The organism is Rhizobium aethiopicum, assembly GCF_014197535.1.
Lineage (GTDB): Bacteria > Pseudomonadota > Alphaproteobacteria > Rhizobiales > Rhizobiaceae > Rhizobium > Rhizobium aethiopicum_A.
Map to the genome: position 1 here is coordinate 1 of NZ_JACIFV010000030.1, position 25,638 is coordinate 25,638.

Annotated in this window: 26 protein-coding genes and 3 pseudogenes; 18 read left to right on the plus strand and 11 right to left on the minus strand. The window is 61.7% G+C overall.

Annotation, left to right across the window (positions count from 1 at the left end):
* Nucleotides 1-100, plus strand: a pseudogene (locus GGD53_RS27230) (IS481 family transposase); the annotation flags it as partial.
* Here the strand turns inward: GGD53_RS27230 and GGD53_RS27235 are convergent.
* The 6 genes and pseudogenes from GGD53_RS27235 to GGD53_RS27260 form a co-directional block, all read right to left on the minus strand.
* Complete coding sequence (locus GGD53_RS27235; protein WP_184459833.1) at nt 97-543, minus strand: methyltransferase family protein; 447 nt, start codon at nt 541-543, stop codon at nt 97-99. The pseudogene GGD53_RS27230 and the gene GGD53_RS27235 overlap by 4 nt on opposite strands.
* Before the next feature lie 773 nt (nt 544-1,316).
* Nucleotides 1,317-1,460, minus strand: a complete 144-nt coding sequence (locus GGD53_RS27240; RefSeq protein WP_184459834.1) for a hypothetical protein — start codon at nt 1,458-1,460, stop codon at nt 1,317-1,319.
* Nucleotides 1,461-1,654: 194 nt separating this feature from the next.
* Nucleotides 1,655-2,113, minus strand: a pseudogene (locus GGD53_RS27245) (ABC transporter ATP-binding protein); the annotation flags it as partial.
* Nucleotides 2,050-2,319, minus strand: a pseudogene (locus tag GGD53_RS32025) (hypothetical protein); the annotation flags it as partial. The pseudogenes GGD53_RS27245 and GGD53_RS32025, both read right to left, overlap by 64 nt.
* A gap of 157 nt (nt 2,320-2,476) precedes the next feature.
* Entirely contained in the window at nt 2,477-3,538 is a 1,062-nt protein-coding gene (locus tag GGD53_RS27255; protein ID WP_184459836.1) for an S-adenosylmethionine:tRNA ribosyltransferase-isomerase, read from the minus strand.
* Entirely contained in the window at nt 3,535-4,257 is a 723-nt protein-coding gene (locus tag GGD53_RS27260; protein WP_184459837.1) for an SDR family NAD(P)-dependent oxidoreductase, read from the minus strand. The genes GGD53_RS27255 and GGD53_RS27260 overlap by 4 nt, the downstream gene beginning before the upstream one ends.
* 84 nt (nt 4,258-4,341) lie before the next feature.
* Here GGD53_RS27260 and soxR point away from each other — a divergent pair, with 84 nt between their 5' ends.
* Complete coding sequence (gene soxR, locus GGD53_RS27265) at nt 4,342-4,776, plus strand: redox-sensitive transcriptional activator SoxR (RefSeq protein ID WP_184459838.1); 435 nt, start codon at nt 4,342-4,344, stop codon at nt 4,774-4,776.
* Between the two features lie 212 nt (nt 4,777-4,988).
* Here the strand turns inward: soxR and GGD53_RS27270 are convergent, their stop codons facing one another.
* Nucleotides 4,989-5,879 carry a LysR family transcriptional regulator gene (locus GGD53_RS27270; protein WP_184459839.1) on the minus strand — a complete coding sequence of 297 codons (891 nt, stop codon included), beginning with the start codon at nt 5,877-5,879 and terminating at the stop codon, nt 4,989-4,991.
* A gap of 105 nt (nt 5,880-5,984) precedes the next feature.
* Here GGD53_RS27270 and GGD53_RS27275 point away from each other — a divergent pair, with 105 nt between their 5' ends.
* From GGD53_RS27275 to GGD53_RS27305, 7 genes are all read left to right on the plus strand, one after another.
* On the plus strand, nt 5,985-6,854 hold the full coding sequence (locus GGD53_RS27275; protein ID WP_184459840.1) for an SDR family oxidoreductase: 870 nt from the start codon (nt 5,985-5,987) through the stop codon (nt 6,852-6,854).
* Nucleotides 6,855-7,072: 218 nt separating this feature from the next.
* Entirely contained in the window at nt 7,073-8,083 is a 1,011-nt protein-coding gene (locus tag GGD53_RS27280) for a LacI family DNA-binding transcriptional regulator (protein ID WP_184459841.1), read from the plus strand.
* Nucleotides 8,084-8,125: 42 nt separating this feature from the next.
* The gene (locus tag GGD53_RS27285) at nt 8,126-9,400 is read left to right on the plus strand and encodes an ABC transporter substrate-binding protein (protein WP_184459842.1); all 1,275 of its coding nucleotides are present in this window, start codon (nt 8,126-8,128) and stop codon (nt 9,398-9,400) included.
* 72 nt (nt 9,401-9,472) lie between these two features.
* A complete protein-coding gene (locus GGD53_RS27290) occupies nt 9,473-10,324 on the plus strand; it encodes a carbohydrate ABC transporter permease (RefSeq protein ID WP_184459843.1) in 852 nt (283 codons plus the stop codon).
* Nucleotides 10,321-11,178, plus strand: coding sequence for a carbohydrate ABC transporter permease (locus tag GGD53_RS27295; protein WP_184459844.1), 858 nt, complete (start codon nt 10,321-10,323; stop codon nt 11,176-11,178). Before GGD53_RS27290 ends, GGD53_RS27295 begins: the two co-directional genes overlap by 4 nt.
* 13 nt (nt 11,179-11,191) lie before the next feature.
* A complete protein-coding gene (locus GGD53_RS27300; protein WP_184459845.1) occupies nt 11,192-12,250 on the plus strand; it encodes an ABC transporter ATP-binding protein in 1,059 nt (352 codons plus the stop codon).
* A 19-nt stretch (nt 12,251-12,269) separates the two neighbouring features.
* Entirely contained in the window at nt 12,270-13,565 is a 1,296-nt protein-coding gene (locus tag GGD53_RS27305) for an MGH1-like glycoside hydrolase domain-containing protein (protein ID WP_184459846.1), read from the plus strand.
* Between the two features lie 181 nt (nt 13,566-13,746).
* On the opposite strand, the gene GGD53_RS27310 is transcribed toward GGD53_RS27305, so the two are convergent.
* Nucleotides 13,747-14,730 carry a LysR family transcriptional regulator gene (locus tag GGD53_RS27310; protein ID WP_184459847.1) on the minus strand — a complete coding sequence of 328 codons (984 nt, stop codon included), beginning with the start codon at nt 14,728-14,730 and terminating at the stop codon, nt 13,747-13,749.
* Nucleotides 14,731-14,830: 100 nt separating this feature from the next.
* Here GGD53_RS27310 and GGD53_RS27315 point away from each other — a divergent pair, with 100 nt between their 5' ends.
* Together GGD53_RS27315 and GGD53_RS32030 are read left to right on the plus strand one after the other, a co-directional pair.
* Nucleotides 14,831-15,280 carry a cupin domain-containing protein gene (locus GGD53_RS27315; protein ID WP_184459848.1) on the plus strand — a complete coding sequence of 150 codons (450 nt, stop codon included), beginning with the start codon at nt 14,831-14,833 and terminating at the stop codon, nt 15,278-15,280.
* A 1-nt stretch (nt 15,281) separates the two neighbouring features.
* On the plus strand, nt 15,282-15,473 hold the full coding sequence (locus tag GGD53_RS32030; protein WP_246717894.1) for a hypothetical protein: 192 nt from the start codon (nt 15,282-15,284) through the stop codon (nt 15,471-15,473).
* A 323-nt stretch (nt 15,474-15,796) separates the two neighbouring features.
* Here the strand turns inward: GGD53_RS32030 and GGD53_RS27325 are convergent, their stop codons facing one another.
* Nucleotides 15,797-16,480: a peroxiredoxin-like family protein gene (locus GGD53_RS27325; RefSeq protein WP_184459849.1), complete on the minus strand. Its 684-nt coding sequence runs from the start codon at nt 16,478-16,480 to the stop codon at nt 15,797-15,799.
* 532 nt (nt 16,481-17,012) lie between these two features.
* Between GGD53_RS27325 and GGD53_RS32035 the strand changes: the two genes are divergently transcribed.
* Nucleotides 17,013-17,201, plus strand: coding sequence for a hypothetical protein (locus GGD53_RS32035; RefSeq protein WP_246717895.1), 189 nt, complete (start codon nt 17,013-17,015; stop codon nt 17,199-17,201).
* Between the two features lie 85 nt (nt 17,202-17,286).
* On the opposite strand, the gene GGD53_RS27330 is transcribed toward GGD53_RS32035, so the two are convergent.
* Nucleotides 17,287-17,469, minus strand: a complete 183-nt coding sequence (locus GGD53_RS27330; protein WP_210303362.1) for a hypothetical protein — start codon at nt 17,467-17,469, stop codon at nt 17,287-17,289.
* Between the two features lie 144 nt (nt 17,470-17,613).
* Here GGD53_RS27330 and GGD53_RS27335 point away from each other — a divergent pair, with 144 nt between their 5' ends.
* The gene (locus GGD53_RS27335) at nt 17,614-18,753 is read left to right on the plus strand and encodes an ROK family transcriptional regulator (RefSeq protein ID WP_184459851.1); all 1,140 of its coding nucleotides are present in this window, start codon (nt 17,614-17,616) and stop codon (nt 18,751-18,753) included.
* A gap of 29 nt (nt 18,754-18,782) precedes the next feature.
* Here GGD53_RS27335 and GGD53_RS27340 read toward each other — a convergent pair whose 3' ends face one another.
* Nucleotides 18,783-19,829, minus strand: a complete 1,047-nt coding sequence (locus GGD53_RS27340; protein ID WP_184459852.1) for a Gfo/Idh/MocA family protein — start codon at nt 19,827-19,829, stop codon at nt 18,783-18,785.
* A 344-nt stretch (nt 19,830-20,173) separates the two neighbouring features.
* On the opposite strand from GGD53_RS27340, the gene GGD53_RS27345 reads away from it, so the two are divergent.
* From GGD53_RS27345 to GGD53_RS27365, 5 genes are all read left to right on the plus strand, one after another.
* A complete protein-coding gene (locus tag GGD53_RS27345; RefSeq protein WP_184459853.1) occupies nt 20,174-21,472 on the plus strand; it encodes an ABC transporter substrate-binding protein in 1,299 nt (432 codons plus the stop codon).
* A 223-nt stretch (nt 21,473-21,695) separates the two neighbouring features.
* Complete coding sequence (locus GGD53_RS27350) at nt 21,696-22,625, plus strand: carbohydrate ABC transporter permease (RefSeq protein WP_184459854.1); 930 nt, start codon at nt 21,696-21,698, stop codon at nt 22,623-22,625.
* On the plus strand, nt 22,622-23,464 hold the full coding sequence (locus GGD53_RS27355; RefSeq protein ID WP_184459855.1) for a carbohydrate ABC transporter permease: 843 nt from the start codon (nt 22,622-22,624) through the stop codon (nt 23,462-23,464). Before GGD53_RS27350 ends, GGD53_RS27355 begins: the two co-directional genes overlap by 4 nt.
* A gap of 43 nt (nt 23,465-23,507) precedes the next feature.
* The gene (locus tag GGD53_RS27360) at nt 23,508-24,743 is read left to right on the plus strand and encodes an ROK family transcriptional regulator (protein ID WP_184459856.1); all 1,236 of its coding nucleotides are present in this window, start codon (nt 23,508-23,510) and stop codon (nt 24,741-24,743) included.
* Between the two features lie 27 nt (nt 24,744-24,770).
* Nucleotides 24,771-25,625: a TIM barrel protein gene (locus GGD53_RS27365; protein WP_184459888.1), complete on the plus strand. Its 855-nt coding sequence runs from the start codon at nt 24,771-24,773 to the stop codon at nt 25,623-25,625.
* Nucleotides 25,626-25,638: the final 13 nt, after the last annotated feature.

A 25,638-nucleotide genomic window follows, 5' to 3' on the forward strand; every position in this document is an offset into this window, starting at 1 on the left:
TCGCTACAATTGGCACAGGCCTCACGGAAGCCTAAATTCAAAACCACCAATCAGCAGACTCGCTCTTACCCAGGACAACCTGTTGAGGCTCCACAGCTAAAGCCACCTTCTCACGTTCCGCGCGTAGTCGTCGAAAGCCGGGCCGAACTGGCGGCGCATCTTGGCTTCCTCGAAGGGGATGTGGACCCAATTGGCGGTAGCAAACACCAAGAGGGGGGCGGCGAACATAAGAATAGCGCCCGTCGCCACAGCCACACCGAGGCTGAGGACGACGAGGCCCAGATACATGGGATTCCGGGTGAACTGAAAAGGTCCGCCGGTGACCAGCTTATTGTTGGTTTCCGAGGTGGGATTGACCTGGGTGCCCTCACGTCTGAACAGTATCAAGGCCCAAACTGGAGCAATGAAACTGACGGCGATGAGTCCGATCCCGACGAAGAGGCTATGTACCCAAGGTACGGCGGGCCACCCGGCCAAGTAGCTGGCGCCCGCAGTGAGGATCAAGAAGAGAAGGGCCCATATCGGTGGCGGAAGTTTCAACATATTCGTTCACCTCGCGGAGCGCGACCGGCGCTCTATTGCCGGCACTGGGAGCGACTATAAGGAATGTTGCCCTTCAAAGCCATTTGCGGCCGCTATGGGTCGTCGATCAACCGCTGGCGCAGCGGGCTGATAGGCGTGTGGAGATCGGGGTACTGCATGATCAGGCTCCTTTGTTGAAGAAGCTCGTCATGCTCTGCCCTTGCCGGGCGACGTTCAATCCAGGCGCAAACTCCAGCCCGCATCCTCTACCTCAGCCGCAGACGCCCTCCCGCGCAGCGGGTTCGTTCTCCGGCCCCAATTATCGCCTTCTAGTTCTGTTTGCAGCGCGACAACCAAGATGAGACGTGATCTCATCCAGATTGTCGCCCTACAGGCGAACGCCGCAGGACGCCATGTTGAGCACCGCCGAGCCGGCTCTGCAAAAGAAAATCACAGACAGCTGGTGCGCGGACGGCCTCCTTCCCTTCGGCGCCTATCGGCATGCAGCCCTGATGGGAGAAGAGATGCTTGTCGACGAGGCCGAACGTGTTATCCAAAGCTTAGTAGCGTGGAGTGAAACTGCCCGTCTCCTGCTAATGCGGCGAGTTTCGAGGTCGCGGGCCAGTTACAACCGTCGTTCTACAGGGCGTTCGGTGTCATCATTCCTGATCTTGGCGAAGTTATGCTGCCGTTCGAGCCAAGGCGTTGGATTGCGCCCGACGCGTCTTCTCGCCGGCGATAACGAAGAAGTCTCGAAACTCGAATTCTGGACGGGGCTCGATCTCAAGCCTTTGTTACGGTTCGCAGTCGTTCCCGGAGAAAAGCAGGTCAGTTTCGGAGATGCGGTCATTAATCGCAAATTCTTTGATCTCAAGGCCACCCGTTTCTGCGGCCATTGCCTCGCGGATGATCTGCGAGCCCCCGGCGCACAGCTTCATGACGCGTACATCCGAGCCTCCTGGATGTGGCTGCAGATCAGTCGTTGTCCCGTGCACGGGTCCGAGTTCCAAACGGCGGAAACCATCGAGCAGCTTGGCCAGCTTGCACACCTTCGCGCCAGCAAAGGTGCCGTGGCAGTGCCGGATCCGTGCGACCGATATTTCCAGGATCGCCTTTTTCGCGATGGGGGCGTTGCGCCATCGATGCCGAGCACCTCGCACGGGATGACATTCGCCTCCCCCATGAAATCGGCGATGAAGGCGGAAGCTGGCGCTCCATAGAGATCACGCGGCGCCCCGGTCTGGTCGATTTCGCCATCTTTCATGACGATGATGCGGTCGGACACGGCAAGCGCCTCGTCCTGATCGTGCGTGACATAGACGGCCGTGAAGCCCAGGCGCTGCTGGAGTTGGCGGATATCCGTGCGCACCTTGCGGCGCAGGCGTGCATCGAGATTTGAGAGCGGCTCATCGAGCAGCAGCACCTGCGGCTCCAGCACCAGTGCGCGGGCGACGGCGACGCGCTGCTGCTGGCCGCCGGAGAGTTCGGCGGGAAGGCGATGGCCCATGCCGGCCAGGCCGACGAGCGCTAGCCCCTCCTCCGCCTTCTCGCGTGCTTCCTTGCGGCTGAGGCCGGAGGATTCCAGGCCATAGAATCCGGGCTGCCCGGAGAGCCGTGAGCGAACTCGTCGCCGCCGCGGCCGGTCGGCGGCCGGAATTCATTGTCGCGCCGGCAGGGACGACAGTGAATTCCGGCCGCGAGATCGAAGAGCTACTGAGCGACGAGGTGTTCCACGTCGGCTTCCTGATGGATCCCGCCATTGATCATGATGGCGCCGAGCACCACCCTGCATGAGCGAGCCGATGTTCCAACCGACCTGACGCGACGCTTCAGCGCCGGCGGGCCAGCCAAGGCACGGCGATGCAAACAGCTCTATCCATCGAATAACTCTCAAGAAGTCATTAACGGTTGTCGCTGTAAACCCCAAGGGCCATCTGCAGCGTATGATCGACGATCATGTGGCCCGAAGGGAAGGTTCGCGCCGATAAAGCAACGGTTGACGGTTGAGCAGCATGGAATCGCCGAACTCATGCGCACGGTAGCGGCATGCAGTGAGAGCTGCGGAGGCGCTGGCGAGCAGGCCGTCGTCGGCAAAGGCGCGCAACAACTCGAAATGGCTTTCGCCGGGCTGGTGCACGCCAGTGAGAACCGCATCGACGACGCGGAGCGGAGTCCCACGTGCGATGCTCCCTGTCGCAATACCATCTCCGGCACGAACGCTGCCATCGGGATTGGCGGCTGCTTCAAGTGCGCGCACGACGCTCGTGCCGATCGCAATGATGCGGCTGCCTCTCAGCTGCGCCCGCGCCACCTGCGCCACGGTACATTCAGGGACGCGGTACGGCTCATCGAAGGGCAGGCGCGAGTCGAGCGCGGGATCGCCGGTGGAAGAAATGCCCGCGGCATGCGTGAGTGTTGCAAAACCGATCTCGCGCCGACGCCAAGCTTGCAGTGTGCGCCAGTCGAGCGCGAAGGAAGCCGATGGCGCCTCGAACGCGACCGGCCGGGCGGCAATTCTCGTCCAAACATCCCACAGTGCCAATGGCTCGGGAACATGCGCGTATTGGATCGGCCTGCCGTGCTGCGCCAGTCCTGCAAACGCGGCTGCTCGGGTGCCTTCGAAGCTAAGCTCGAGAAGGCGAGGATGGTCGAGAACGTGCTCGACCCTGGCTTCAAGTGGGCCGAGCTGGAGGCGATCGCCTGATGACAGCGCAGGCGGCGGCAGCCGATCTTCCGTGCGGGTGCGGTGATCGCCCGAGCCGAAGGCAATCGCCACGAAGCGGACTGGAGCGGAAGCTGACAGCCAGCCGGCCAACCGGATCTCGATCGTCTTTCCGCATTGGAGATGCGTGCCGTACAGGCTGGCAGGCAAGGTCGCGGCGTCGTTGGCGACAACCAGATCGCCAGGATCGAATAACGCCCCGAGGTGAGCCCGCGGCAGGTCGCGCATCGTGCCGTCCGCCTCAACGACGAGCAGCCTGGCCGATTGCCGATCGAGGCGATCAGCGGCGATCACGCGTGGGCTCCGGCGGTAAGCGCATCTTGGCTCGGCAACACGTCGAGCATCTTTTCGATGATCTCGGCGGCGGCCAACTCCGGGTCTTTCAAGCTCGACGGATCGGCGTCCGGGAGCGCCAGCGCGTGCAGCGGGGTGTTCATATCGCCAGGGTCGAGGGCAAGAAACCGTATTCCATCACCTTTCGACTCCTCGTCCCAAATTGCAGTCAAATGGGCAAGCGCTGCCTTGCTCGCGCCGTATGCGCCCCAGCCTGGATAGGCGTTGACCGCCGCGTCGCTGGAGATGTTGATCACCAGCGCGCCGCGGCCCTCGCGCGCAGACGCGGCAAGCGCACCGAACAGGGCTTTCGTCAGCCGGAAGACGCCGAGAAGGTTGACCGCGAGCGCCGCTTCCAGCTCCTCGCACTCCGTATCAGCAAGAAGCGCCAGAGGCACAGGACCGAGGCTCGATGCATTGTTGATCAGGACGTCGACGCCACCAAGGTTGGCTGTGATCTGCATCGCGATCGGATAGATATCTTCCTTCTTGCCGATGTCGGCGACAATTCCAAAAGCGCCCGTCTCGGCTGCGACGCGTTCGACATTCGCGGCGGTGCGGGCGACGAAGGCAATGCTCGCACCCTTCTCGGCAAGATGCCGCACAAGCGCCAGTCCGAGGCCGGAAGTGCCACCGGTGATCCCTACGCGAAGTCCTTGAAGATCGATATTCGCCTGCATTGCGGTGCTCCTTCAATGGGTACGGGTAATTGCTACAAGTTCAAGTTAACTTGAAGTCAAGAGAGTTTCGTGCTTTGTTTATGCATGGATCCGATGCTAACCATCACCGAAGTGTCGCGACGTAGCGGCGTTGCCTCCTCCGCTCTGCGCTTCTATGAGGAGCGTGGGTTGATCGCATCCGAGCGCGCCGGCTCGGGACATCGACGCTACCACCGGTCTGCATTGCGGCGGATCGCTTTCATCGTCTTTGCACAGCGGCTCGGGCTGACGCTTGAGGAGATCGGCGCCGAGCTCGCTAAGCTGCCGGCCGATCGCGTACCGTCACGTCGGGATTGGTCGCGGCTGTCGAGCGCGTGGGCAAGGCGTATCGACCAGCGCATAGCGGAGTTACAGCGCCTGCGGTCCGGTCTTGGCGAATGCATCGGTTGCGGCTGCCTTTCGATCGACCGATGTCGCTTGGCGAACCCTGCCGACGTGGCAGGCCGCAAAGGGCCGGGGGCGAGGTATTGGCTGGGGTGATGAGCCTCCAACGGCACGCCGAACGATCTTACGATCGTCCGCCAGTCCCTTATTCCATGTCGCTCAACCCGTGTATGACGATAGGCTTCTGGAGTCAGCGGCTGACATCTTCTTTGCGGGATAATCAAGCATGTCGTCGCGATGAACCGCTCTTTAAACGCACTGGATTAAGGGGCGCACGATGGCAAGTCGCGTCAGGTTTGGTGCTTTTGCTATTCGATATGGGCGGCAAGTTCCTCGGGCGTTCCCTGCGGAAATGCTGCCTTCAGATAGTCCAGAAACGCCGATACGCGCGCGCTCAGGAGTCGCCGTGTCGGATAGAGTACCCATAGTGCGGTCCGAAACCCTTCCACTTCGCCCCAGCTGACCAACGTGCCGGCGGCCAGGTCGGAGCTGGCGAGCGACAAGGGCAGACGCGCCGCACCCGCACCGGCGCGAACGGCGTCGCGAACCATCATGAACGACGAAAGGCTTAATACCGGCTTTGCCGCAAGGCGTAATTTTCCCCCGGGCGTCGCGACCTCCCAGGATTCGGCCCGCGCCATCGATCCACGGGTAACGGCAGGAACGGGCTCGCGGCCGACCGGACGCGACAAGTCGGGGCTTGCCACGACGACCAGGCGATCATGCAGGAAAACGCGGCCGACGAGAGTTTCATCCGGCTCCGGGTTTACGCGAATGACCAGATCGTAGGCTTCTTCGATCATGTCGACGGCTCGGTCTTCCGTCGTAATCTCAAGCTGAACCTCGGGGTATTTCAGCACGAATCCTGCCGCAAGCTTACCCAGTGCTGTCTGTGAAAACAGCAGCGGCGCACTGATCCGCAATCGGCCACGGGGGATGTGCCCGCCCGATGCAATCGCCTTCGCTGTTTCGTCAAGCTCTGTCAGCAGTGCGCCCGTTCGCTCGAATAGCGCGCGTCCCTCCTCCGTGAGCTTCAGCGTGCGCGCGCCTCGCTCGAACAGGCGCAGGTCGAGATTTGCCTCCAGTTCGGCCACGCGCCGGGAGAGCGTCGCCTTCGGCCGGCCGGCCGCTCGCGCGGCCTTACCGAACCCGCCATGGCGAGCGACCAAATTGAAATCGGCGAGGGCGAGCAGGTCCATGTGTTTCACCAGCGAGACGACGTGTCCAAATTTAGCGTCTATCGGGATCAATGTGGATCACTAATTTGGAGGGTGTCAACTGAACCCCAACCCGGAGTAACCACCATGACCATTCTCGTTACTGGCGCTACCGGCCGTGTCGGCCGCCATGTCGTCGACCAACTCGTCAACCGCGGTGCAAAGGTCCGCGTGCTGACCCGCGATCCCTCGAAGGCCAATGTCCCGCCCGGCGTCGAAATCGCTCAGGGCGACCTGCTCGACATCGATACCTTGCGGAGCGCCTTCAATGGCGTGAACACGCTCTTCCTGCTCAACGCGGTCACCGGCGACGAATTCACCCAGGCGATCATCACGCTCAACATCGCCCGCGAGGCGGGCGTCGAGCGGGTCGTCTATCTATCGGTGTTCGAAGCCCATCGTGCGGTGAACGTGCCGCATTTCGCCGTGAAATTCGGCGCCGAGCGCATGCTCGTGCAGATGGGCTTCAGCGCCACCATCCTGCGCCCGAGCTACTTCATCGACAATGAACTGATGATCAAGGACGTAATCCTGGGCCACGGCGTCTATCCGATGCCGATCGGCAGCAAGGGCGTCGCCATGGTGGATGCCCGCGACATCGCCGAGGTCGCCGCGATCGAGCTGATCCGTCGCGATTCCGCACCTGGTAAGCTGCCGATCGAGACCATCAATCTCGTCGGCCCCGATACGCTGACCGGCCCGGGCGTGGCGAAGATCTGGTCGGACCTCCTGGGCCGTCCGATCGTATATGGCGGCGATGACCCCAGCGGGTTCGAGCAGGACATGGCGAGCTTCATGCCGAAGTGGACGGCCTATGAAATGCGCCTGATGGCCGAGCGCTATGTCAGCGACGGCATGATCCCCGACCCCGACGACGTCGAGCGTCTGACCAAGATCCTCGGCCGTCCGCTTCACTCCTATCGCGCCTTTGCCACTGAGATTGCTGCCGCGGCATGACGGCCCGGCAGTCCACCCTATCCCCTGGGAAACCATCATGATCTATTCGACCGCCACCGTGCCGGCTACCCTTGATAACTGAGCTCTCGATTGGATCAGAATGAGCATGGCCGATGCGCTTCAGTTCGGGCCGCGCAATATAGACGCATTCCAAAACGTTTTGGCTTGACACCCAAAACGTTTTGGAGAATTCTTTTTCTGGCTTGAGGAGGAAGATCTTGGCCAATCTCAAACAGCTCGCGCAATCCTTGGGACTGTCCATCACCACGGTGTCGCGTGCGCTCGACGGCTATGCCGATGTGTCGGCATCCACGCGCGAACGGGTTCGTGAGGCTGCCGATAAGGTCGGCTACCGGCCGAATGCCTCGGCCCGGCGCCTGCGCAGGCAACGCGCCGAGCTCGTTGCGGTCACCCTGCCGAGTGATCCTGGCCATATCGGCCCTCCGCATTTCCTCGATATTTTGTCCGGTTGTGCCGAACACCTTGCTGCTGCCGGCCTCAACCTGGTGATTGCGCCGGTGCCGCGTGGCGAGAGCGAACTCGACATCTGCCGCCGCTTCGTCGATGGCCGCCGCGTCGACGCCATGCTTCTCGTCCGCACCAAGCGGAAGGACGAGCGCGTCGAGTTTCTGCAGGCGCGCGGCATTCCCTTCGTCACCAACGGCCGCACGGAAAGCCTGGCGCCCCATCCCTATATCGACGGCGACGGCTTTGCTGGCTTTCGGGCAGCGACGCTGCGCTTCCATGCCGCCGGCCACCGCCGTATCGGCCATATCGCCGGGCCGCAGGAATATTACTTCGCACATGACCGCTGCCGTGGCTGGCGGGCGGCGATGGAGGAATGCGGCCTAGCGACCGACCTCTGTGCCGAAGGCGCGCCGTTGGAACAGGGCGGTTATCTCGCGGCGTTGGAACTTCTTCGCCAACCATCGCGTCCAACCGCACTCGTCTGTACCACGGACGAAATGGCGATTGGGGCGCTGAGGGCGCTACGCGAGGTCGATGGCGGCAACCAGATCAGCATTGTCGGCCATGATGACCTGCCGATGGGCGCCTTCACAAGCCCGCCGCTCTCGACCATGCGCATGACCGGCGAAAACCTCGGCGCGAGCTTCGCCTCGTTGCTGCTCCGCGCCATTGCCGGGGAGCCCGCCGCAGAACTCCAGGAGCTTCACGCGATCGAGTTCGTCGATCGCGACAGCCATCGCCGTCCCGCCAAGGCGGCATAAACAGAAGTGCATCTCAAACAAAGAACAATGAAGGAGGAGAAGATGAAACATATCATGTCATTTGGAATTCTGGCTTCCACCGTGCTGGCCTTCGCCTCGCCTGTGCTTGCCCAGACGGTTTTCGTGTCTACCCAGCTCCGTCCGATCGAAGAGGCGACCGTCGTCCGCGAGGAGCTGTTGAAGGATGTCGGCTCGGTTGATTACGTGGTCGAGGAGCCGCCGCAGTTTGCTGTCCGCATGGAGGCCGAACGTCAAGCCGGTAAGCGCACCGTCAGTCTCGTCGGTGCGCTGCATGGGGAGCTCTCGCCACTTGCCGATAAGGACACGCTCGAGCCACTCGACGATCTCGCCAAGAAGCTGGCAGCAAGCGGCATGCCGCAGTCGTTGCTCGACCTTGGCAAGCTCGGCAAGCCGACCCAGCAGTACATCCCGTGGATGCAGGCGACCTATGTGATGGCTGCCAAGAAGGAAGCGCTGCAATACCTGCCGGCTGGCGCCGACGTGAACGCGCTGAACTACGATCAGCTGATCGAATGGGGCAAGAATATGCAGGAGGCGACGGGCCAGCCGCAGATCGGTTTCCCGGCCGGCCCGAAGGGGCTGATGGCGCGTTATTTCCAGGGCTATTTCTATCCGTCCTTCACGGGCGGTGTCGTGCGGACCTTCCAGAGCGCCGATGCGGCCGCCGGCTGGGAGAAGCTGAAGACGCTGTGGGCCTATGTGACACCGAACTCCACCAGCTACGATTTCATGCAGGAGCCGCTCGCTGCCGGTGAAGTCATGGTCGCCTGGGACCACATCGCCCGGCTGAAGAATGCCATTTCCGCCGCACCGGATGATTATGTGGTCTTCCCCGCTCCCGCCGGTCCCAAGGGTCGCGGCTACATGCCAGTCGTTGCTGGTCTCGCCATTCCGAAGGGCGCGCCCGACAAAGCCGGTGCAGAAAAGATCATCGAGCACCTTTCCATGCCGGACACGCAGCTCCTGACCGCCTCCAAGGTCGGCTTCTTTCCGACCCTGAACGTCAAGCTGCCGCCGGATCTCGACGCCGGCGTCGCCCTTCTCGCTGGTGCGGTCACCGCCACCCAGGCGTCCAAGGACGCTATCATCTCGCTGCTTCCAGTCGGTCTCGGCGACAAGGGCGGTGAGTTTAACAAGGTCTACATGGACAGTTTCCAGCGCATCGTGCTGCAGAACGAGCCCGTTGCAGACGTGCTGAAGACCCAGGGCGCCACGATGGCCAAGCTGATGACCGACACGAAAGCTGCCTGCTGGGCGCCTGATGCCAAGAGCGACGGCCCCTGCCCGGTCGAATAAATCCGCCCGAGACGCGTCCGGGCGAGATGCCCGGGCGCTCTTTCAACCCTCTGCTCGTCGAGGCGGAAGCCGATGTCTAATAGCCGACCCTGGATTCCCTATCTGCTGATCCTGCCATCCGTCGCCTTTCTCGCGCTGCTGTTTGTGGTGCCGCTGGTGCAGACGATCTGGCTGGCGGTTTCGGACAATGGCGCGCCGTCGCTAGCGAATGCCGAGCGCATGGTAACCGACATCAATTTCACTCGCTCGGTGAAGAACACCTTCCTGCTGACGATCGCGGTCGTGCCGGTGCAGATCGCCATAGCGCTTGCCATGGGCACAATGGTCGCCAAGGTCGGCCGCGGGCGCGAGACGATCCTGTGGATCTGGACAATCCCGCTCGGCATCTCCGATCTCGCCGCCGGTCTCGTCTGGCTATCGATTCTGCAGAATAGCGGCTATCTGAACTCGTTGCTCTTCGGCCTCGGTATCATCAGCAGGCAGGCAAGCTGGCTTTCCTACCAGACGCCGGTCGCGCTCTTCATCGCGATTGCGGTTGCCGAAATCTGGCGTGGCACGGCCATCGTCATGGTCATCATCGTCGCCGGCCTCAACCAAGTCCCGAAGGAATTCAAAGAAGCCGCCGAAATCTTCGGTGCAGGTCCGTGGACACGCTTCTGGCGGATCATCCTGCCACTGATCCGCCCGGCTCTGCAATCGGCGCTGATCCTGCGCACCGTGCTCGCCTTTGAGGTCTTCGCGGTCGTCTATGCGCTCGGCGGCCGCAATTTCCCGGTTCTCGTCGGCGAGGCCTACAACTGGCAGAACCAGAACCAGAACTACAGCGTCGCCGCGGCCTACGCGGTGCTGATCATGATCATCTCGCTTGCCGCCACGCTCATCTATCTGAAGGCCTTGAAGGTCGATCCGGAGCGCCTGCCATGACCACGGATGCCATCAGCACGACCAAGGACATCCCCAACTCTGCCGGCTTCGTCTCCTCAAGCCGCTGGCTGTTGTGGAGTGGCATCGTCGCGCTCTGCGCCTGGGTGCTGGTGCCGATCTATCTGGTCGCGCTCGGCGCGCTCGGCGGTCGCCAGGGCGTCTATGTCTGGCCGAAGACCGGCCTTCCCACGGGCATTTCGCTCGAGCCCTTCCTTCTCTTCTTGAAGACCGAAGGCGTCGTCCAGTCCTTTCTCAATTCGCTGGGTGCAGCAGGTATCACAGTCGCCTTGTCCATCCTGCTCGGCGCGCCTGCCGGTTATGCGCTCGCCCGCTACGAGTTTCGCGGCAAGGACAGCTACAGGCTTCTGGTGCTGTTGACCCGCGCCTTCCCGCTGGCGATCCTGGCATTGCCGCTGACAGTCTCCTTCATTCGGCTCGGCCTCTACGATACGATCCTCGGCGTCGGCCTCATCCATACGGTCCTGGCGCTGCCTTTCGCGGCACTCGTCACGCAGGGCATTTTCCTCGGCGTGCCTAAGGAGTTGGAGGAAGCCGCCTGGGTGTTCGGCTGCACCCGCATCCAGGCCTTCTTCAAGGTGGTGGCACCCTTGGCGCTTCCCGGCATCGTCGCAACCGCGGTCTTTGCGTTTGTCATCTCGTGGAATGAGGTCTTTGCCGCCTCGGTGCTGACAGTGCGCAACCGCACGCTGACCGCCTACCTGCTGACGGTGCTGTCGGAAAGCCCGATGCACTATCGCTTTGCCGGGGGCCTGATGCTCATCCTTCCCTCGGTTGTCTTCATTTTCGCAGTCAGACGTTACCTCTTCGCGATCTGGGGCATTTCCTCCAAATAACGGGACCAGAGCTATGGCCAATATTGTCATCGACCGCATCCGCAAGAGCTTCGGAGCCTTCCAGGCGCTGAAAGAGGTCTCGCTGACGATCAACGACGGCGAATTCGTCTCGCTGCTCGGTCCGTCCGGCTGCGGCAAGACCACGCTGCTGCGCATCATCGCCGGCCTCGAGACAGCAACATCGGGAGATGTCCGTATTGGCGACAAGTCGGTGATCGGCTTGCCTCCCAAGGATCGTGGCCTTGCGATGGTCTTCCAGAACTATGCGGTCTTTCCGCATATGACGGTCTATGAGAATGTCGCCTTCGGGCTGCGGATGCAGAAGGCCGACGACGAACGCGTGAAGGCGCAAGTCGAGAAGGCCGCGGGCCTGTTGCATATCGAGCAATATCTCGGCCGCTACCCGAACAAGCTTTCCGGTGGCCAGCGCCAGCGCGTCGCGGTCGCCCGTGCCCTTGCCGTCGAACCAAAGGTTCTCTTGATGGACGAGCCACTTTCGAACCTCGACGCGCTGCTCCGCCTCGAAATGCGCACCGAGCTCAAGACCGTACTGCAAGCGGCAGGGACGACGACGATCTATGTGACCCACGACCAGACGGAAGCCATGGGCCTTTCGGACCGCATCGCCGTCATGCATGGCGGCGTGGTCGAGCAGGTCGGCCACCCGGTCGAGATCTACAACCACCCGGCAACACGGTTCGTCGGCGGCTTCATCGGCAACCCGCCGATGAACTTCATCCAGGTCCGAGTTTCGAATGGTCAGGTGGCGGCGGGCGCCGAACAGCTTGCCGCGCCACAGGAATCCGGCGATCAAATCATCCTTGGCCTGCGCGGCGAGGCCGTCGAACTCGCGCCGCTGCCACAGGGCATCGAAATGAGGGTGCGTGTTGCCGAGCCGATGGGATCGCACCTGCTTTTGACCGGCTCGATTCACGATCAGCCGGTGCGCGTCATCCTGCCGGCCTCGGAAATCGTGAGGAGCGGCGACACGATCGGTCTGAAGCTCGACCAGAAGCGCATCACCTGGCTTTCTCCCGAAAGCGGCAAGTCCTTTCCGACCGTTTTGGCCTAAGAAGACCGGAGTATCCGAAATGAACGTGCATATCGACCAGGCGAAGCGCATTCTCGCCGCCAACGATCGTGGCGGCTATACCGTGCCGACCGACCGGCTTTACCCCTTCCAGTGGAACTGGGATTCGGCCTTCGTCGCCATGGGCTTCGCGCTCTACGATATAGACCGCGCCTATCGCGAGTTGGAGCGGCTGGTCGAGGGCCAGTGGGCCGACGGGATGATTCCGCATATCGTCTTCCACGCGCCAAGCGATACATATTTCCCGGGGCCGAATGTCTGGCGCACGAAGCACCGTATCCCGACCTCCGGCATAACCCAGCCGCCGGTCTTCGCGATCGCACTGCGCAGGCTGCATGAAGCCGCAGGCAGTGATGCCGAGGAGCGCACCCTGCGCCTCTACGAAGCAGCGCTGAAATGGCATCGCTGGTGGTATTCCGCCCGCGATCCCGATGGCACCGGTCTCGTCGCGCTGCTGCATCCGTGGGAAAGCGGCAGCGACAATTCTCCCGCCTGGGACATCGCACTCGCCCGCGTACCGACCACCACCGATACGCCTGTCGAGCGCAAGGATACCGGCCACGTGGATGCCGACATGCGCCCGCGCGACGAGGATTACCGCCGTTTCATCCATCTCGTCGATACCTATGCCGCCTGCGGCTGGGATCCGGCGAAGCAATGGGAAAAGGCGCCATTCAAGGTCGCCGAGATCCAGACGACCGCGATCCTCCTCAAGGCCGGCGAAGACTTGGAAGCCCTTGCCCGCGCGTTTGGCCGGGTAGACGACGTGGCCGAGCTCGCAGCGTTCAATGTGTTGACCCGGAAGGGGATTCTCGCCCAGTGGCGCCCTGCCCTGTCACGCTTTATCTCGCGCGATCTTCTTTCTGGCCAGGATATCGAGGCAGCAACGCAAGCCGGCTTCATCCCGCTCCTCTCGGTCGACCTCGAAAAACCGGTCGCGGATGCATTGGTCGATGAGATGAAGGCTTGGTCCAAGAGTCTCAAGGTCGCCTTCCCGACCACCAAGCCGGGCATCCGGAGCTGGGAGCCGAAGCGCTACTGGCGCGGCCCCGCCTGGGCGATCATCAACTGGCTGCTGATCGACGGACTGACGCGCAATGGCCACGCGGATAGCGCCGAAGAGCTGCGGAAGTCGACGATTGCGGCGATCGAAGCGGAAGGTTTTGCCGAATATTTCGACCCCGTCACCGGCGAAGGCTGCGGCGGCCAAGGATTTTCCTGGACGGCCGCCGCGTATCTGTGGCTCGAGCGACGCGTCGTTCCTGCCCACAAGAATCAGATGTCCGAACATAAATGAAGCGCGATGATCTCGGAGCCGATCCAGTGAACGATGAACTCCACCCTAATGACTGTCACGCCTTGATGGGAACCAAGGCCCTTCATTCGACGTCTGGCGAACTGACGGTCGGCTTTCGGCTTCCAATATCCTGAGCAGCCGTTACATCAAGCCGGACATGGGACGCGAACGGGGCTTGGAATCAATCGACATTGCCAGCGCTTCCCAATAACGCGCAACCGCCGCTGGCCTGTTCAAGATCGTCGAGCGGCGCGAGTATTTCGGAGACTTGATGGCGCAGCCAGGCGTGTGCACGGGAGGCGGAATTGCGCCGGTGCCAAGCCATTGCCAATAGCGTCGGCGGCAAAGCAAAGGGCAGCGGGTGAATGGCAAGCCCCTCTGCGCTGGCCACTTTCATGGCCATCCGGCGCGGTACAATTCCGACGAGGTTTGTCGCGGCCACAGACCGTAAAACGGCCGTAAAAGTGGGTACCGACAGGACCATTTCGCGTCGCAGGCCCAGTGCAGCAAGTGCGGCAGTTTCTCGATCAGGTGCCATTTCGATGACGCGGAAGACGGCGTGGCGCAGACCGCAATACAGTTCGACGGGCATTGCCGCCGCTGGCGTAACACCGTGCTGGCGTAGAACCGGATGATCCTGTCGCGCAACAACAACATAACTGGCATGAAAAATCGGTCGCCAATCGACCCAGGGCGAAAAATTGCCCGCAGGCAACAAGATCAGATCCAGCCTGGCTTCTCGTAGGTCATCCATGGTCTGAAGACTGAGCGAGTCAGTATAGCGCAACGAAATGCCCGGCGCCCGCTGTTCCAAGTTAGCCAGTAGACCGGGAAGCATCATCTCGGTGAAAAAATCCGACGCTGCAATGCGGAAAGTCTGCACCGCGCTCACTGGGTCAAAGCCTGCCGGGTTCAGGAGGCGGCTTGAATCCTCAAGCAATTGCGTCAACGGCAAGACCAAACCAAGTGCAAATTCGGTGGGGCGCATTTGCTGGCCATCACGCACCAGCAGTGGATCACCGAAGGCGGCGCGCAACCGCCCAAGGGCCGCCGACACAGCCGGCTGCGATAGGCCAACCCGCTCCCCGGCGCGCACTGTAGACCGTTCGCGCAACAAGGCATCCAACACTTTCAGTAGGTTGAGGTCGAACGCGGATAAATTCATGGGACCAATTCAGTCGATATAATCATTCAATTTAACACAAGCCGGTCGGCGCGCCATATCGGGGACGCTCCTATCAACCAACCACAAAGGTCCCTGCATCATGAACATATACACCCAGCCACAGCAGGCCCATAGCTGGAACGGCACCACCTATCGCATCCTGTTGTCCTCCGCCGACACTCATGGCGCCATGTCCATCGTCCACGGCGTTTCCGGCCCGCTTGAAGGCCCGCCTTCGCACGTCCACGAGGCCGAGGACGAAACCTTCCTTGTGCTGGAAGGCGTCGTTGATTTCGAACTTGAGGGCACCGTGTTTCGGCGCGGTCCAATGGAGACTGCGCATATCCCACGCGGCAAGCGTCATAGCTTCCGCACCGGACCCGACGGCGCTGTTTGCATCGCTGTGCTGACGCCGGGTGGCTTTGAAGGCTTTTTCAAAGAAGTCGCCGCAGCCGGTTTTCAAATTCCGCGTGACATCGCCGCTGTTGCCGAATGTGCGGCACGCTACGGCTCGCAGTTTACTGGCCCCGGGCTGGCGCAGAGGGGCTGATATGCGTGACATCGCCTTTATCTTTTTCCTCGCGGCCGTCGCGTGTGTCACCTGTGGCATGGGATGGGGGATCCAGATGGCAATCAGCGAGGACCACATGCTGGCACCGGCCCATGCGCATCTCAACCTGGTGGGATGGACGACGCTGGCGTTGTTTGGCCTGTATTTCCGATTGACCCCAACAGCAGCATAGGGGATCCTTCCCCGCGTTCACGCCGGACTTGCCATCCTCGGTGTCGCTTTCATGGTCCCAGGCATTGCCATGTTCCTCGAGGGAGGATCGCGAGCGCTGGCGCGATGCTGACTTTGGCCTCGATGCTACTGTTTCTGGTGGCCGTTGCCCGCCACGGACTTGGTGCAGCGGCGTAACGACCGACCGCGGGCTTCGCAGGCCCGCGGTCTGCTGGTGGCGCCAGACCTGCTGATCATCGTCAACAACGGGAAGCTCTGCGAGTTCGCCGATTATAAGAGCCAACCGTCTGAGGACAGTGGTCATCGAACGAGTTTTTCAGCAGCTTATTGAAGTGCGACCTGGGAAGCTGCTGACATCAATTCTTCGGGACTCGGCGCCCGGCATAGATTTTGGCCTCCATCTTCGGCTTCTGTGAAACTCCAGCGCACAGTGCCTTCCCGATCGAGCAGGAACTCGCCGATAAGCGGCATGTGACCGGCGATGATAATCTGCTGGTCGGCCGCCGTCATTTCATACGGGTCCTTTTTCTCAAGAAAGTCGCCCGCCGCAGCCGGGTTCATCGGCACGGGCAACTCCCGCGGCAAATCGATCCGCATTGTCATGACCGCGTCCATTCCGAGCTTGTGCGGCCATTCGGTTTCATTCTCCGTGAGCTCAAGGATGGGTAAACCGAAGGCGCGATGCGAAGCCCCCTCCGGGTCGGATGCGCTAATAAGGTTGGGTAGTGGATGGTAACGGAAGTAGAGCCGCGCCCGTTCGACGGGCGTCTTGACGACGGCGAGACATTCGATGCCTTTCTCCTTCAGGGCAGAGTTGAGCTGCGCCATCGCCGAGACATGACGCCGGCAGAACGGACAATGTAGGCCTCGAAATAAACCGATCAGTAACGGGCTGCGGCCTCGAAAATCATCGAGCGCGATCTTGCCTTCGCGCGAGATCGCATCGAGGACAACATTCGGTGCCCGGTCGCCCGGCTGCAGCGGGCGGTCGACACTATTCGTGGACATGAACAACCTCCTCCCGATCAGTCAAAAAAGGCGGGGTCGAGCCCGTGCTGGCGCAAACTCCCTACGCCGGGGCAAAGTAGCGTTCGGCCTCTGCCATATTGCAGACGTCGAACTCGAGCCTTGCAGGCCCATGATAGCATGGAAAACCATCTGCCGGCGAACATTCCGGCTGGTCAGCGATCCGCGGCGCGCTATGTCCTCTGAGAGATTTTGGATCGAGCCGCCTGCCTTCATCCGACGCACGTTTTGATCGCCCAGATAAGTTTATCAAAAGTGATGTCACGTCCAACACTGAGCGTGATTTTCTCAACGGCCTGTGCCATGTCGTTTCTGCGTGACCGGCCGGCCGGAGCTCTCTCCAGCCTCCGAGTCCGTCGGAAATTCCCTTCCCTGCCTTCTAAGTAGGCGACCAGCCGGAAGGAATAATGCAATCTTGATCGCTGCGACAGTTTACCGGTCGCAGCATCGACCTATCTGCTTGGCAATCACACTGAAGACGCTGGCTGTGAGCGAGCGAAGGGAGGGTTGAGGGATGCTACGGATTCGGAAATTGGCCGCAGCGATGGCAATGCTCATCGCCGTTGCCATGTCGACGTCGTCTTGCACGACGAGCTCTCCCGACCCGGCGCAGACCGGTTCGATTGGATACTCCAGCGCTGACTTCGCACTCAGGCCGGCTTGCCGCGACGGTTTCGGCAACGATCGCCCTTGCAGCTATTAGAAGGAATGGCTGCTTGATTCGCCGTCGGCGGCGGAGAATGCCCAACTTATCTTTAGGAAAAGGGTCTCGTCAGTCGAGAACCTTTTCATGCCGCCTGCTCGACCCAATATTTTATCACCATCAATGCGGCTGCCTTGCTGAGCAGAACATCGCGCTCCTGCGCCAAATCTTCTTCGAAACGCTCGCAGAGCTTTTCGTAGACAGCGAAAAGAGCAGTCGCCTTGTCGTATCGACGATACTTCTGCTCTAAGCGAACGATGGTTGACATCAACTCGGCCGTCGTCGGTGTAGACGCCATCCTGACCTCCTGAAGCAGGCAACGGAATGAGTTAGCCCCGTGTCTATTGGAAAATCGTTACGAACACGGGCAAGCGTGTTACACAACCGAAATGTTGCTCTAGGAAAGACCGTCATGCGGTATCTTCGGTCAGGGCCGCGTCGGCTTCACGCTCAGGAGATGGGCGCCGCGCGCGCCAAAACGGTGGGTCTGAGGTCGGGGGAGATCGCCGACCGGAATATTCGTGTCATCCTGGAAGCCATCCGCCGGCATGGGCCGCTGACGCGCACCGAGCTTGGCCGCCATAGCGGACTGACCGGCCCCGGCATCACCAACATCCTGCGGCGGCTCGCCGATGAGAAGCTCGTGACCTCGAACCGGCGCAACGGGCTCGGCGGTGGGGCAACAGCCACGGAATTCTCGCTGCGCTCGGAGGGCGCGTTTTCGATCGGCGTCAAGCTTCGCCGGACGCGCGGTGAGATCGTCCTGATCGATCTCAGCGGCCAGGTGCATGACCGGGTGTATTTCGACGTGGAGCCGGAGGACGGCGTCGGCGCGGTGCATGCGGCGGTCAGGGACATGGTCGATCGGCGTGCGACATTGCCGATCGTCGGGCTCGGGATCGCCGCCAACGATTGGAGCGATGCGCGCAGCGAGCAGCTCTCCGCGATGTCGACGATTGCGCGTCCCTATGTCGAAAACGAATGCACGGCGAGCCTGCTTGCCGAGCGCACGATCGGCAGCGCCATGCCGGAAGGGGGGCTTGCGATGATCATCATCGACGATGACGTTCAGGCGGGTTTCCTCATCCGGGGCATTCCCTATTCCGGCGTGCATGGGCGGGCGGGCAGCATCGGCGAAATGCTGACCGGGCCTGACAATGTCCAGCTCAACACGGTCGTCGGTTTCGATTCTCTGCGCTCACGCATCGGCGACGAGGACTTCGCGCGCCTGCTCAAGGGCGAGGAATTCTCCTCGCCGTCGCTGTCGCAATGGATACGCGAGGCCGCCGGCCATCTGCTCGACCCGATCATCGCCATGGCCGGCTTCATCGCCCCGAGCGTCGTCATGATCGGCGGCGACCTGCCGCAGGGCGTGATCGGGGCGCTGATCCATCAGCTTTCCGTCGAGCGGCGCGACACCTCGACCAGGCCGCTGCTGACGCCCTGGATTTCGCCGATGCGGCCGGCAAGCTTCAGCGGCGGAGGCGTGGCGCTGGGTGCTGCCCTCCTGCCCTTCCTCAACACCCTGCTGCTGCCGCCGGCGTCGGCGTAAGACCAAAGGCGCTGCGCGCTTTGACCGGCTTACGCAAGCGCCTCGTCGGCGTGGCTGAGATCGGAGGCGAGCGCCTTGTCGAGCACCTTCTGGATATTGGCGGCGCGCCGGAAGGAAGGTTCCTGGGTCTTGCCCGCCCGCACGGCCTGGACGAAACGCTGGTAGTTCGTCTCGACGGGATCGAAAGGCACGTCGCGCCAGGTCGCCGTGTGCACGTCTTCGCCGAGGCAGGCGCGCAAGCTCGATTTGCCGGTGTCGTAAATGATCTCGACCGAGCCAGTTTCGCCATAGACCCTAAGGCGCAGCTGATCCATCTGGCCGGCGGCCGTGCGTGTCGCCTGGATCGTGCCGATCGCGCCATTGGTGAAATCGACATTCATCGTGAAGCTGTCATTGGCATCGAGATCATATTCGCCGATCCTATGATCCGGCGCCTTGTCGAAGGTCTTCAGCCGCGCAAAGACATGGGCGATGTCGAGGCCTGAGCCGTAGGAGGCGAAATCGACGATGTGGATGCCGATATCCCCGAGCGCACCGTTTGAGCCGTGCTTTTTACTCAGCCGCCAGAGCCATTTGCTTTCGCTCTTCCAATCGCCCCAATGGCGGCCGACCAGCCAGCTTTGCAGATGCGACGCCTCGACGTGGCGCACCGCGCCGATCTCGCCGGCGAGCACCATCTGCCGGCCTTTCTGCAGCGCCGGCGAATTGCGATAGGTGAGATTGACCATGCCGACCTTGCCGGCCCGCTCGATCGCCTCGGTCATTTCCATGGCCTTGACGGCATCGGTGGCGAGCGGCTTTTCGCAGAAGACATGTTTGCCCGCGGCGACCGCCTGCAGCGTCGTCGGATGATGGATGCGGTCAGGGGTCACGTTCGCCACCGCATCAAACTCGCCCCAGGCGAGCGCCTCCTCGAGCGTGCTGAAATGGTTTGCGATGCCGTGTTCGGTGCAGAATGCCGCAAGCCGCTCGGGAACGACATCGACGCCGCCGACGACGCTGACGCCTTCGATCGCCTTGAAGTGGGCCGCGTGCTGATTGGCCATGCCCCCGGTTCCGACAATGAGTAAACGCATCTTCTCCTCCATGGACTTCAGTTTGCGGCTGCCGCTGCGGCCAGCCAAAACGAACCGACACCATCGCGGCCAGCCGAGATCGACCGGGCTTTTCTTCAGGAAAATTGCGGGTTGGATGCGCCTGATGTCCCTAAGGCGCGCTCGATAACTTAAATTTGGCGCGCATCCCTTCCGAAAACCGGGGCCCGCACTAGCTGCTGTTGAATGTCGCCAGCATCTCATCCTCCCAAGCTCTGGCTTGACATCAAATCAAAGTAACTTAATCTAATTAATGCAGCACGGAAATGAGGAGAGGTCAACCGACCGCCAGGCTGTATTCGTTCAAAATGGGGAGGAGACCCATCATGAAGAGCGCAACCGTCAGCGCATTGGCGCTGAGCACTGTCTTATTTTCAGCATCGACGATTTTTGCCCAGGAACTTGCCACCAAAGACCGGATCGGCACTGCCGATGCGCCGAAGACCCTCGTCGTCCGCCTGACGAACGATAGCCCGAACAATTCCGATCCCGCCATCGCCGAGGGCTACCAGAAGCTCTTCGTCGACTTCATCAAGAAGCACCCGGACTGGAAGCTGCAGATGCAGTTTATGTCCTCCGACATCGGCACCGAACAGGCCAAGATGCTGGAACAGGCCAAGGCCGGCAATGCGCCGGACTGCGCCGCCGTCGACTCCTTCGTGCTGTCACAGTTCATGGTCAACCACGTGCTGGCCGATTTCACGCCCTACTTCTCCAAGGAAGAAGTAGACGACCTCTTCCCCTTCATACGCAGCGGCATCACCGACAAGGACCAGACGATCCGCGCCTGGTGGTGGGATACCGACCTTCGCGTGCTCTACCGCAACAAGTCTGTCGTCGCAGATGCGCCTGCGACCTGGGACGACCTGAAGAAGGCTGCCCTTGCCTCCACCAAGGAAGGTATGGAAGGCGTGCTCTTCAACGGCGGGCGCTGGGAAGGCACGACCTTCGACTGGCTCGCGAATTATTGGGCGCTCGGCGGCAAGCTCGTCGACGATTCGGGCAAGCCGGTCTTCGGCGAAGGCGAGAACAAGGAGAAATTCCTGAAGGCGCTGAACTACTTCAAGGATCTCGTCGATTCCGGCGCGGCCCCCAAGCGCGTCACCACCATCGCCAATTATGACGACATGAACGCCGCGGCCGCAGCGGCAACGACGGCGCTCTTCATCGGCGGCAACTGGCAATATGCGCAGCTGAAGTCGACGCTCGACGAGGACGACTTCAAGAACTGGACCTTCTCGCCGATCCCCGGCCCCTCGGCCAATGAACGCTCGACCGGCACCGGCGGCTGGACGATCGCTTCCTTTAGCAAAGACAAGGAGAAGATCGAAATGTGCGCCAACCTGGCGCGCGAGGTGTATATGGGACCGGCGAACGCGCTGCAGCAGCAGCTGCCGACCCGCAAGTCGCTGTTTGATAAGTACGAGGTCTTCTCGACGGAAGCCAACAAGACCTTCGCCAATGCGCTGGTCGACGGCCAGGCACGCCCAGGCGTGCCGATCTATCCGGAGATCTCGAACCAGATCCAGATCATGATGGGCGACGTGCTCTCGGGAACGAAGAAACCCGAAGAAGCCCTGGACGCCGCATTCAGCGCGGCGATGGAGGCATACAAGCGTCTGTGATGTTGCTAGCCGCGGCCAGCCCCTCATCCGGCTGCCGCCACCTTCTCCCCGAAAACGGGGCGAAGGGACAAGCCGCGACCTCTCCGTCCCTCACTAGCGCCTCGCAGGGCACGTCCCCTCTCCCCGTTTACGGGGAGAGGGCTAGGGTGAGGGGCAGCTTCTGAGCGCGACAGCGCCTGTCAGCAGGCGCCGTCGACAGTGCCAAACCCGGACAGAGAAGCCAATGAGCCCTATTGCCATCGAGGCTGACAGCCCGCCTCAAAGCAGAACGTTCATGCGCCGGTTCGCCGGTGCGCCGCTGCCCTGGATCATGCCCGTGATCATCGTCATCGGCATATTCTACCTCTATCCCGTCATCGACGTTTTCCGGCTTTCCTTCACCAATGCGACGCTGATCGGCGAAAACCAACAATATACGTTTGGCTCGATCGCCAATGCGCTGAGCTCGCCGCAGTTGCCCGACATTCTCTGGGCGACGCTGATCTTCGTCGGCGGCAGCGTCATCGGCCAGCAGATCCTCGGCCTTGCGGTCGCCGTCACCGTTATACGCGGCGAAAAGCGCGGGTTGTTCGGCACCACGATCCTGAGGACCACGGCGCTTGTCGCCTGGGTCGTGCCGGGCATCGCCGGCGGCATCATCTGGCAGATGTTGTTTTCCGAAGCGCCCTACGGCGCGCTGAACAGCATTCTGCGCCTCATGCACATGCCGACCGTCGCCTGGCTCTCGGACCCGGCGATGGCGCCGTGGTCGACGCTGATCTCGAACATCTGGCGCGGCACGGCCTTTTCGATGGTGGTCATGTATGCGGCGCTGAAATCGATCGATCCCTCGCTCTACGAAGCCGCCGAGGTCGACGGCGCCAACGCATCGCAGCAGTTCTTCTTCGTCACGCTGCCGCAGCTGCGCGCCGCCATCCTCGTCAACATGATCCTGATCACCATTCAGACGGTGAACACCTTCGATGCAATCATCACGCTGACCGGCGGCGGGCCCGGGCGCGCGACCGAGGTGATCTCGCTCTACGTTTTCAATATCGTCTTCCGAAACTACGATCTCTCCGGCGGCAGCGTGCTCTCGGTGCTGATGCTCATCATCAGCCTCGGGCTTGCCTTCGTCTACGCATCGTTCCTGCCGAAGGAGGAAGAGCAATGAGCGGACGCACCGGAACCCGGCTCGGCGATGCCATCAGCTATCTCTTCATGCTGGTGATGTTCGTCTTCTTCGCCGGCCCCCTTACCTATCTGCTGTCGATGGCGCTGCGTGACAAGCGCGAGGTCTATCGCGGCGCGGCGCGCTACATTCCCGACAACCCCACCATCCAGAACTTCATCACCGTTCTCAACAACAGCTATTTTCCGATCTATCTCTGGAACGGCCTCAAGCTTGCGGCCTTGAGCGGGCTCGGCGTGCTGATCGTTGCCTTGCCCGCCGCTTACGCTTTCTCCCGCTTCCAGTTCCGCGGCAAGGGCCTCTCGATGATGGGGCTCTTACTCTTCCAGATGATTTCGCCGCTGGTCATCATGGTGCCGCTCTACCGCTACATGAACCGCCTCGGCCTGCTGGACACACATTTTGCCGTCGTCATGGTCTATATCGCGCTCGGCGTTCCCTTGGCGACCTGGCTGTTGAAGAGCACCGTCGACGGCATTCCGCGCAGCCTCGATGAGGCGGCGATGATCGACGGCTGCAATCGGTTCTCGGTGTTTTGGCGCATCATCCTGCCCCTGTCCGCGCCGGGCATCGCCTCGGTTTTCATCATCACCGTGATTGCCGGCTGGTCGCAATTCCTGGTGCCTTTCCTGCTGCTCACCAAAAATGACCTGATGCCGATCGGCGTCGGAATCTTTAACTTCCGCGGCATGCAGACCGACTCGTCCATCCAGCTGCTTGCCGCCGCCTGTCTGATTGCGGTCGTTCCGGCGATCGTGGCTTTCCTGTCGCTCCAGAGGCTGATCCTCGGTGCGATGACCAGCGGCGCGGTGAAGGGATGAAGAGGTCTGCTTCACTCTTCACGCGTGCGGAAGGATTGAACGCATGAACGAGACACTCGGCGCCAGGCACTCTCCCGATCTGACGGGCGCCAATGTCGAAGATGCGGGCGAGCACAATCGGGCCGTCGTGCTCCGCTGCATCCACCGTCAGGCGCCGATTTCGCGGGCCGAGATCGCCAGGCAAACCGGCTTTACCAAACCAGCGATCGCCCGCATCGTCGACCGCCTGCTCGACGAGGGCCTAATCATGGAAGCCCGCCGTCGGCATGGGCTGAGGGGCCAGCCGGCGATAGAGCTCGAGATCAATCCGGATGCTTATTACGCGATCGGCATCAATATCGACCGCGACCACCTGACGATTCTCGCCGTCGATGCCGTCGGCAATGTGCGCGCCCGGGTACATCACGAGAAGCGGTTCATCCTGCCGGCGGAATTCATGCAGCTGACATCAGATGCGATCTCGCATTTCCAGCGCAGCCGGCTGATCGACGATGCGCGCCTTGCCGGCATCGGCCTTGCCATGCCGGATTGGCTCGGCGAAATCTCGCTGCTCGGCAAGCCCGACGCCTACCAGGAATGGACTGATTTCGACGTGCGCGCCGCCCTGGAGAGCCTGACGCCGCATCCCGTCTTCACCGAAAACGAAGCCAATGCCGCCGCCCTTGCCGAGCTCAACTACGGCCTCGGCGCCGAAAGCAGCAGCTTCTTCTATATTGCCGTCAATGCCTGCCCGGGCGGCGGCCTCGTTCTCGACGGCAACGGCCATCGCGGCGCCATGGGCCTCAGCGGCGAAATCGGCTGGCTTCCGATCGCCGATGGTGACGGAGGGGCGCAGAAGGTCCAGCTTCTCGGCGAGATCTTCTCGCTGTTCTTCCTCTATGATTTCCTGGCAAAGCACGGCGTCGAGGTGCATTTCCCGCAGGATCTGCTGACGCTCGATGCGCGCGGCAAACGCCTCGTTTCGCAATGGCTGAAGGAAATGAGCGCGCATCTGGCCATCGCGGTCAAACATATCGCCATGATCGTCGATCCCGATGCCGTGCTCGTCGGCGGCCGGCTACCGATCCGCATCGTCGATGAATTGCTGCGCTATGTGCACGAACATCTCGACGCCGAGGACACGAATCTGCCCTCGCTGCATCGCGCCTCGATCGGCGAGGACGCCTCGGCCATGGGCGCGGCCGCCATGCCGATGGCGGCGGCGCTGATGCTCGCCTCGGCTGATGTGGCCCAACGCACCCGCTCGCCACTCAAGAATATGGATCGACTGAACAGTTGAAACGGCCGAAAGGCCCGGGAGGATATGGTGAAGATCGGCTTCTATACCTCGACTTTCAATGACCGCCCGCTGGGGGAAGTGGTGGATTTCGCCGCATCGGCGGGGTTCGAAGCGATCGAGATCGATGTCGGCGGCCACATCAAGACGCCCGACCGAGTGGAGGACGCCGTTACGCTGGCAAGAAGCCGCGACCTCTTCGTCTCCTCGATCACTTTTTTCGGCAACCAGCTCGATGCGGATCGCGACAAGCGCCGGGAGCTTCGGGCAAGGACATCAGAATTTGCCAGAGCGATCGGCGGCGCCGGCGTTCCGATCTTCGTGATCTTTCCCGGCCGCGACGACGCGGCGAACGAGGAAGCCAACTATGACGACTTTGCCGACTTCGCGAACGGGCTGATCGCAGAGACGAGAGACAGCGGCCTCACCTTCGCGATCGAAAACTGGCCCGGACCTAGAGACAATTTCATCGGAACGACGCCTAGGGGATGGCAGGAACTTTTCCGCCGCATCGAGGACCGCCGCTTCGGCCTCGAATTCGACCCATCGCACCTCATCCGCATCGGCGTCGATCCCTATCGGGCGCTGGAGGCAGTGAAGGACCGCATCGCCATCCTGCATGCCAAGGATACGGCGATCGACGCGGAAGCCCTGCAGGCGCTCGGCTATCACGGCAAGGGCTGGTGGCAATACAAGCTGCCGGGGTTCGGCCTGCTCGACTGGCCGCGTTTTCTCAGGCAGGCCCGCGGCTACGGTTTCGACGGCACGCTGTCGATCGAGCACGAGGATGCCGCTTACGGCTGGCCGGGCAAGGACCTGGCCGCGCGCAAAGAGGGCCAGCGTCTCGGCCTCGATTATCTCAAGAGTGTCTTGAACGGACTTTGACGGCGAATTCGGG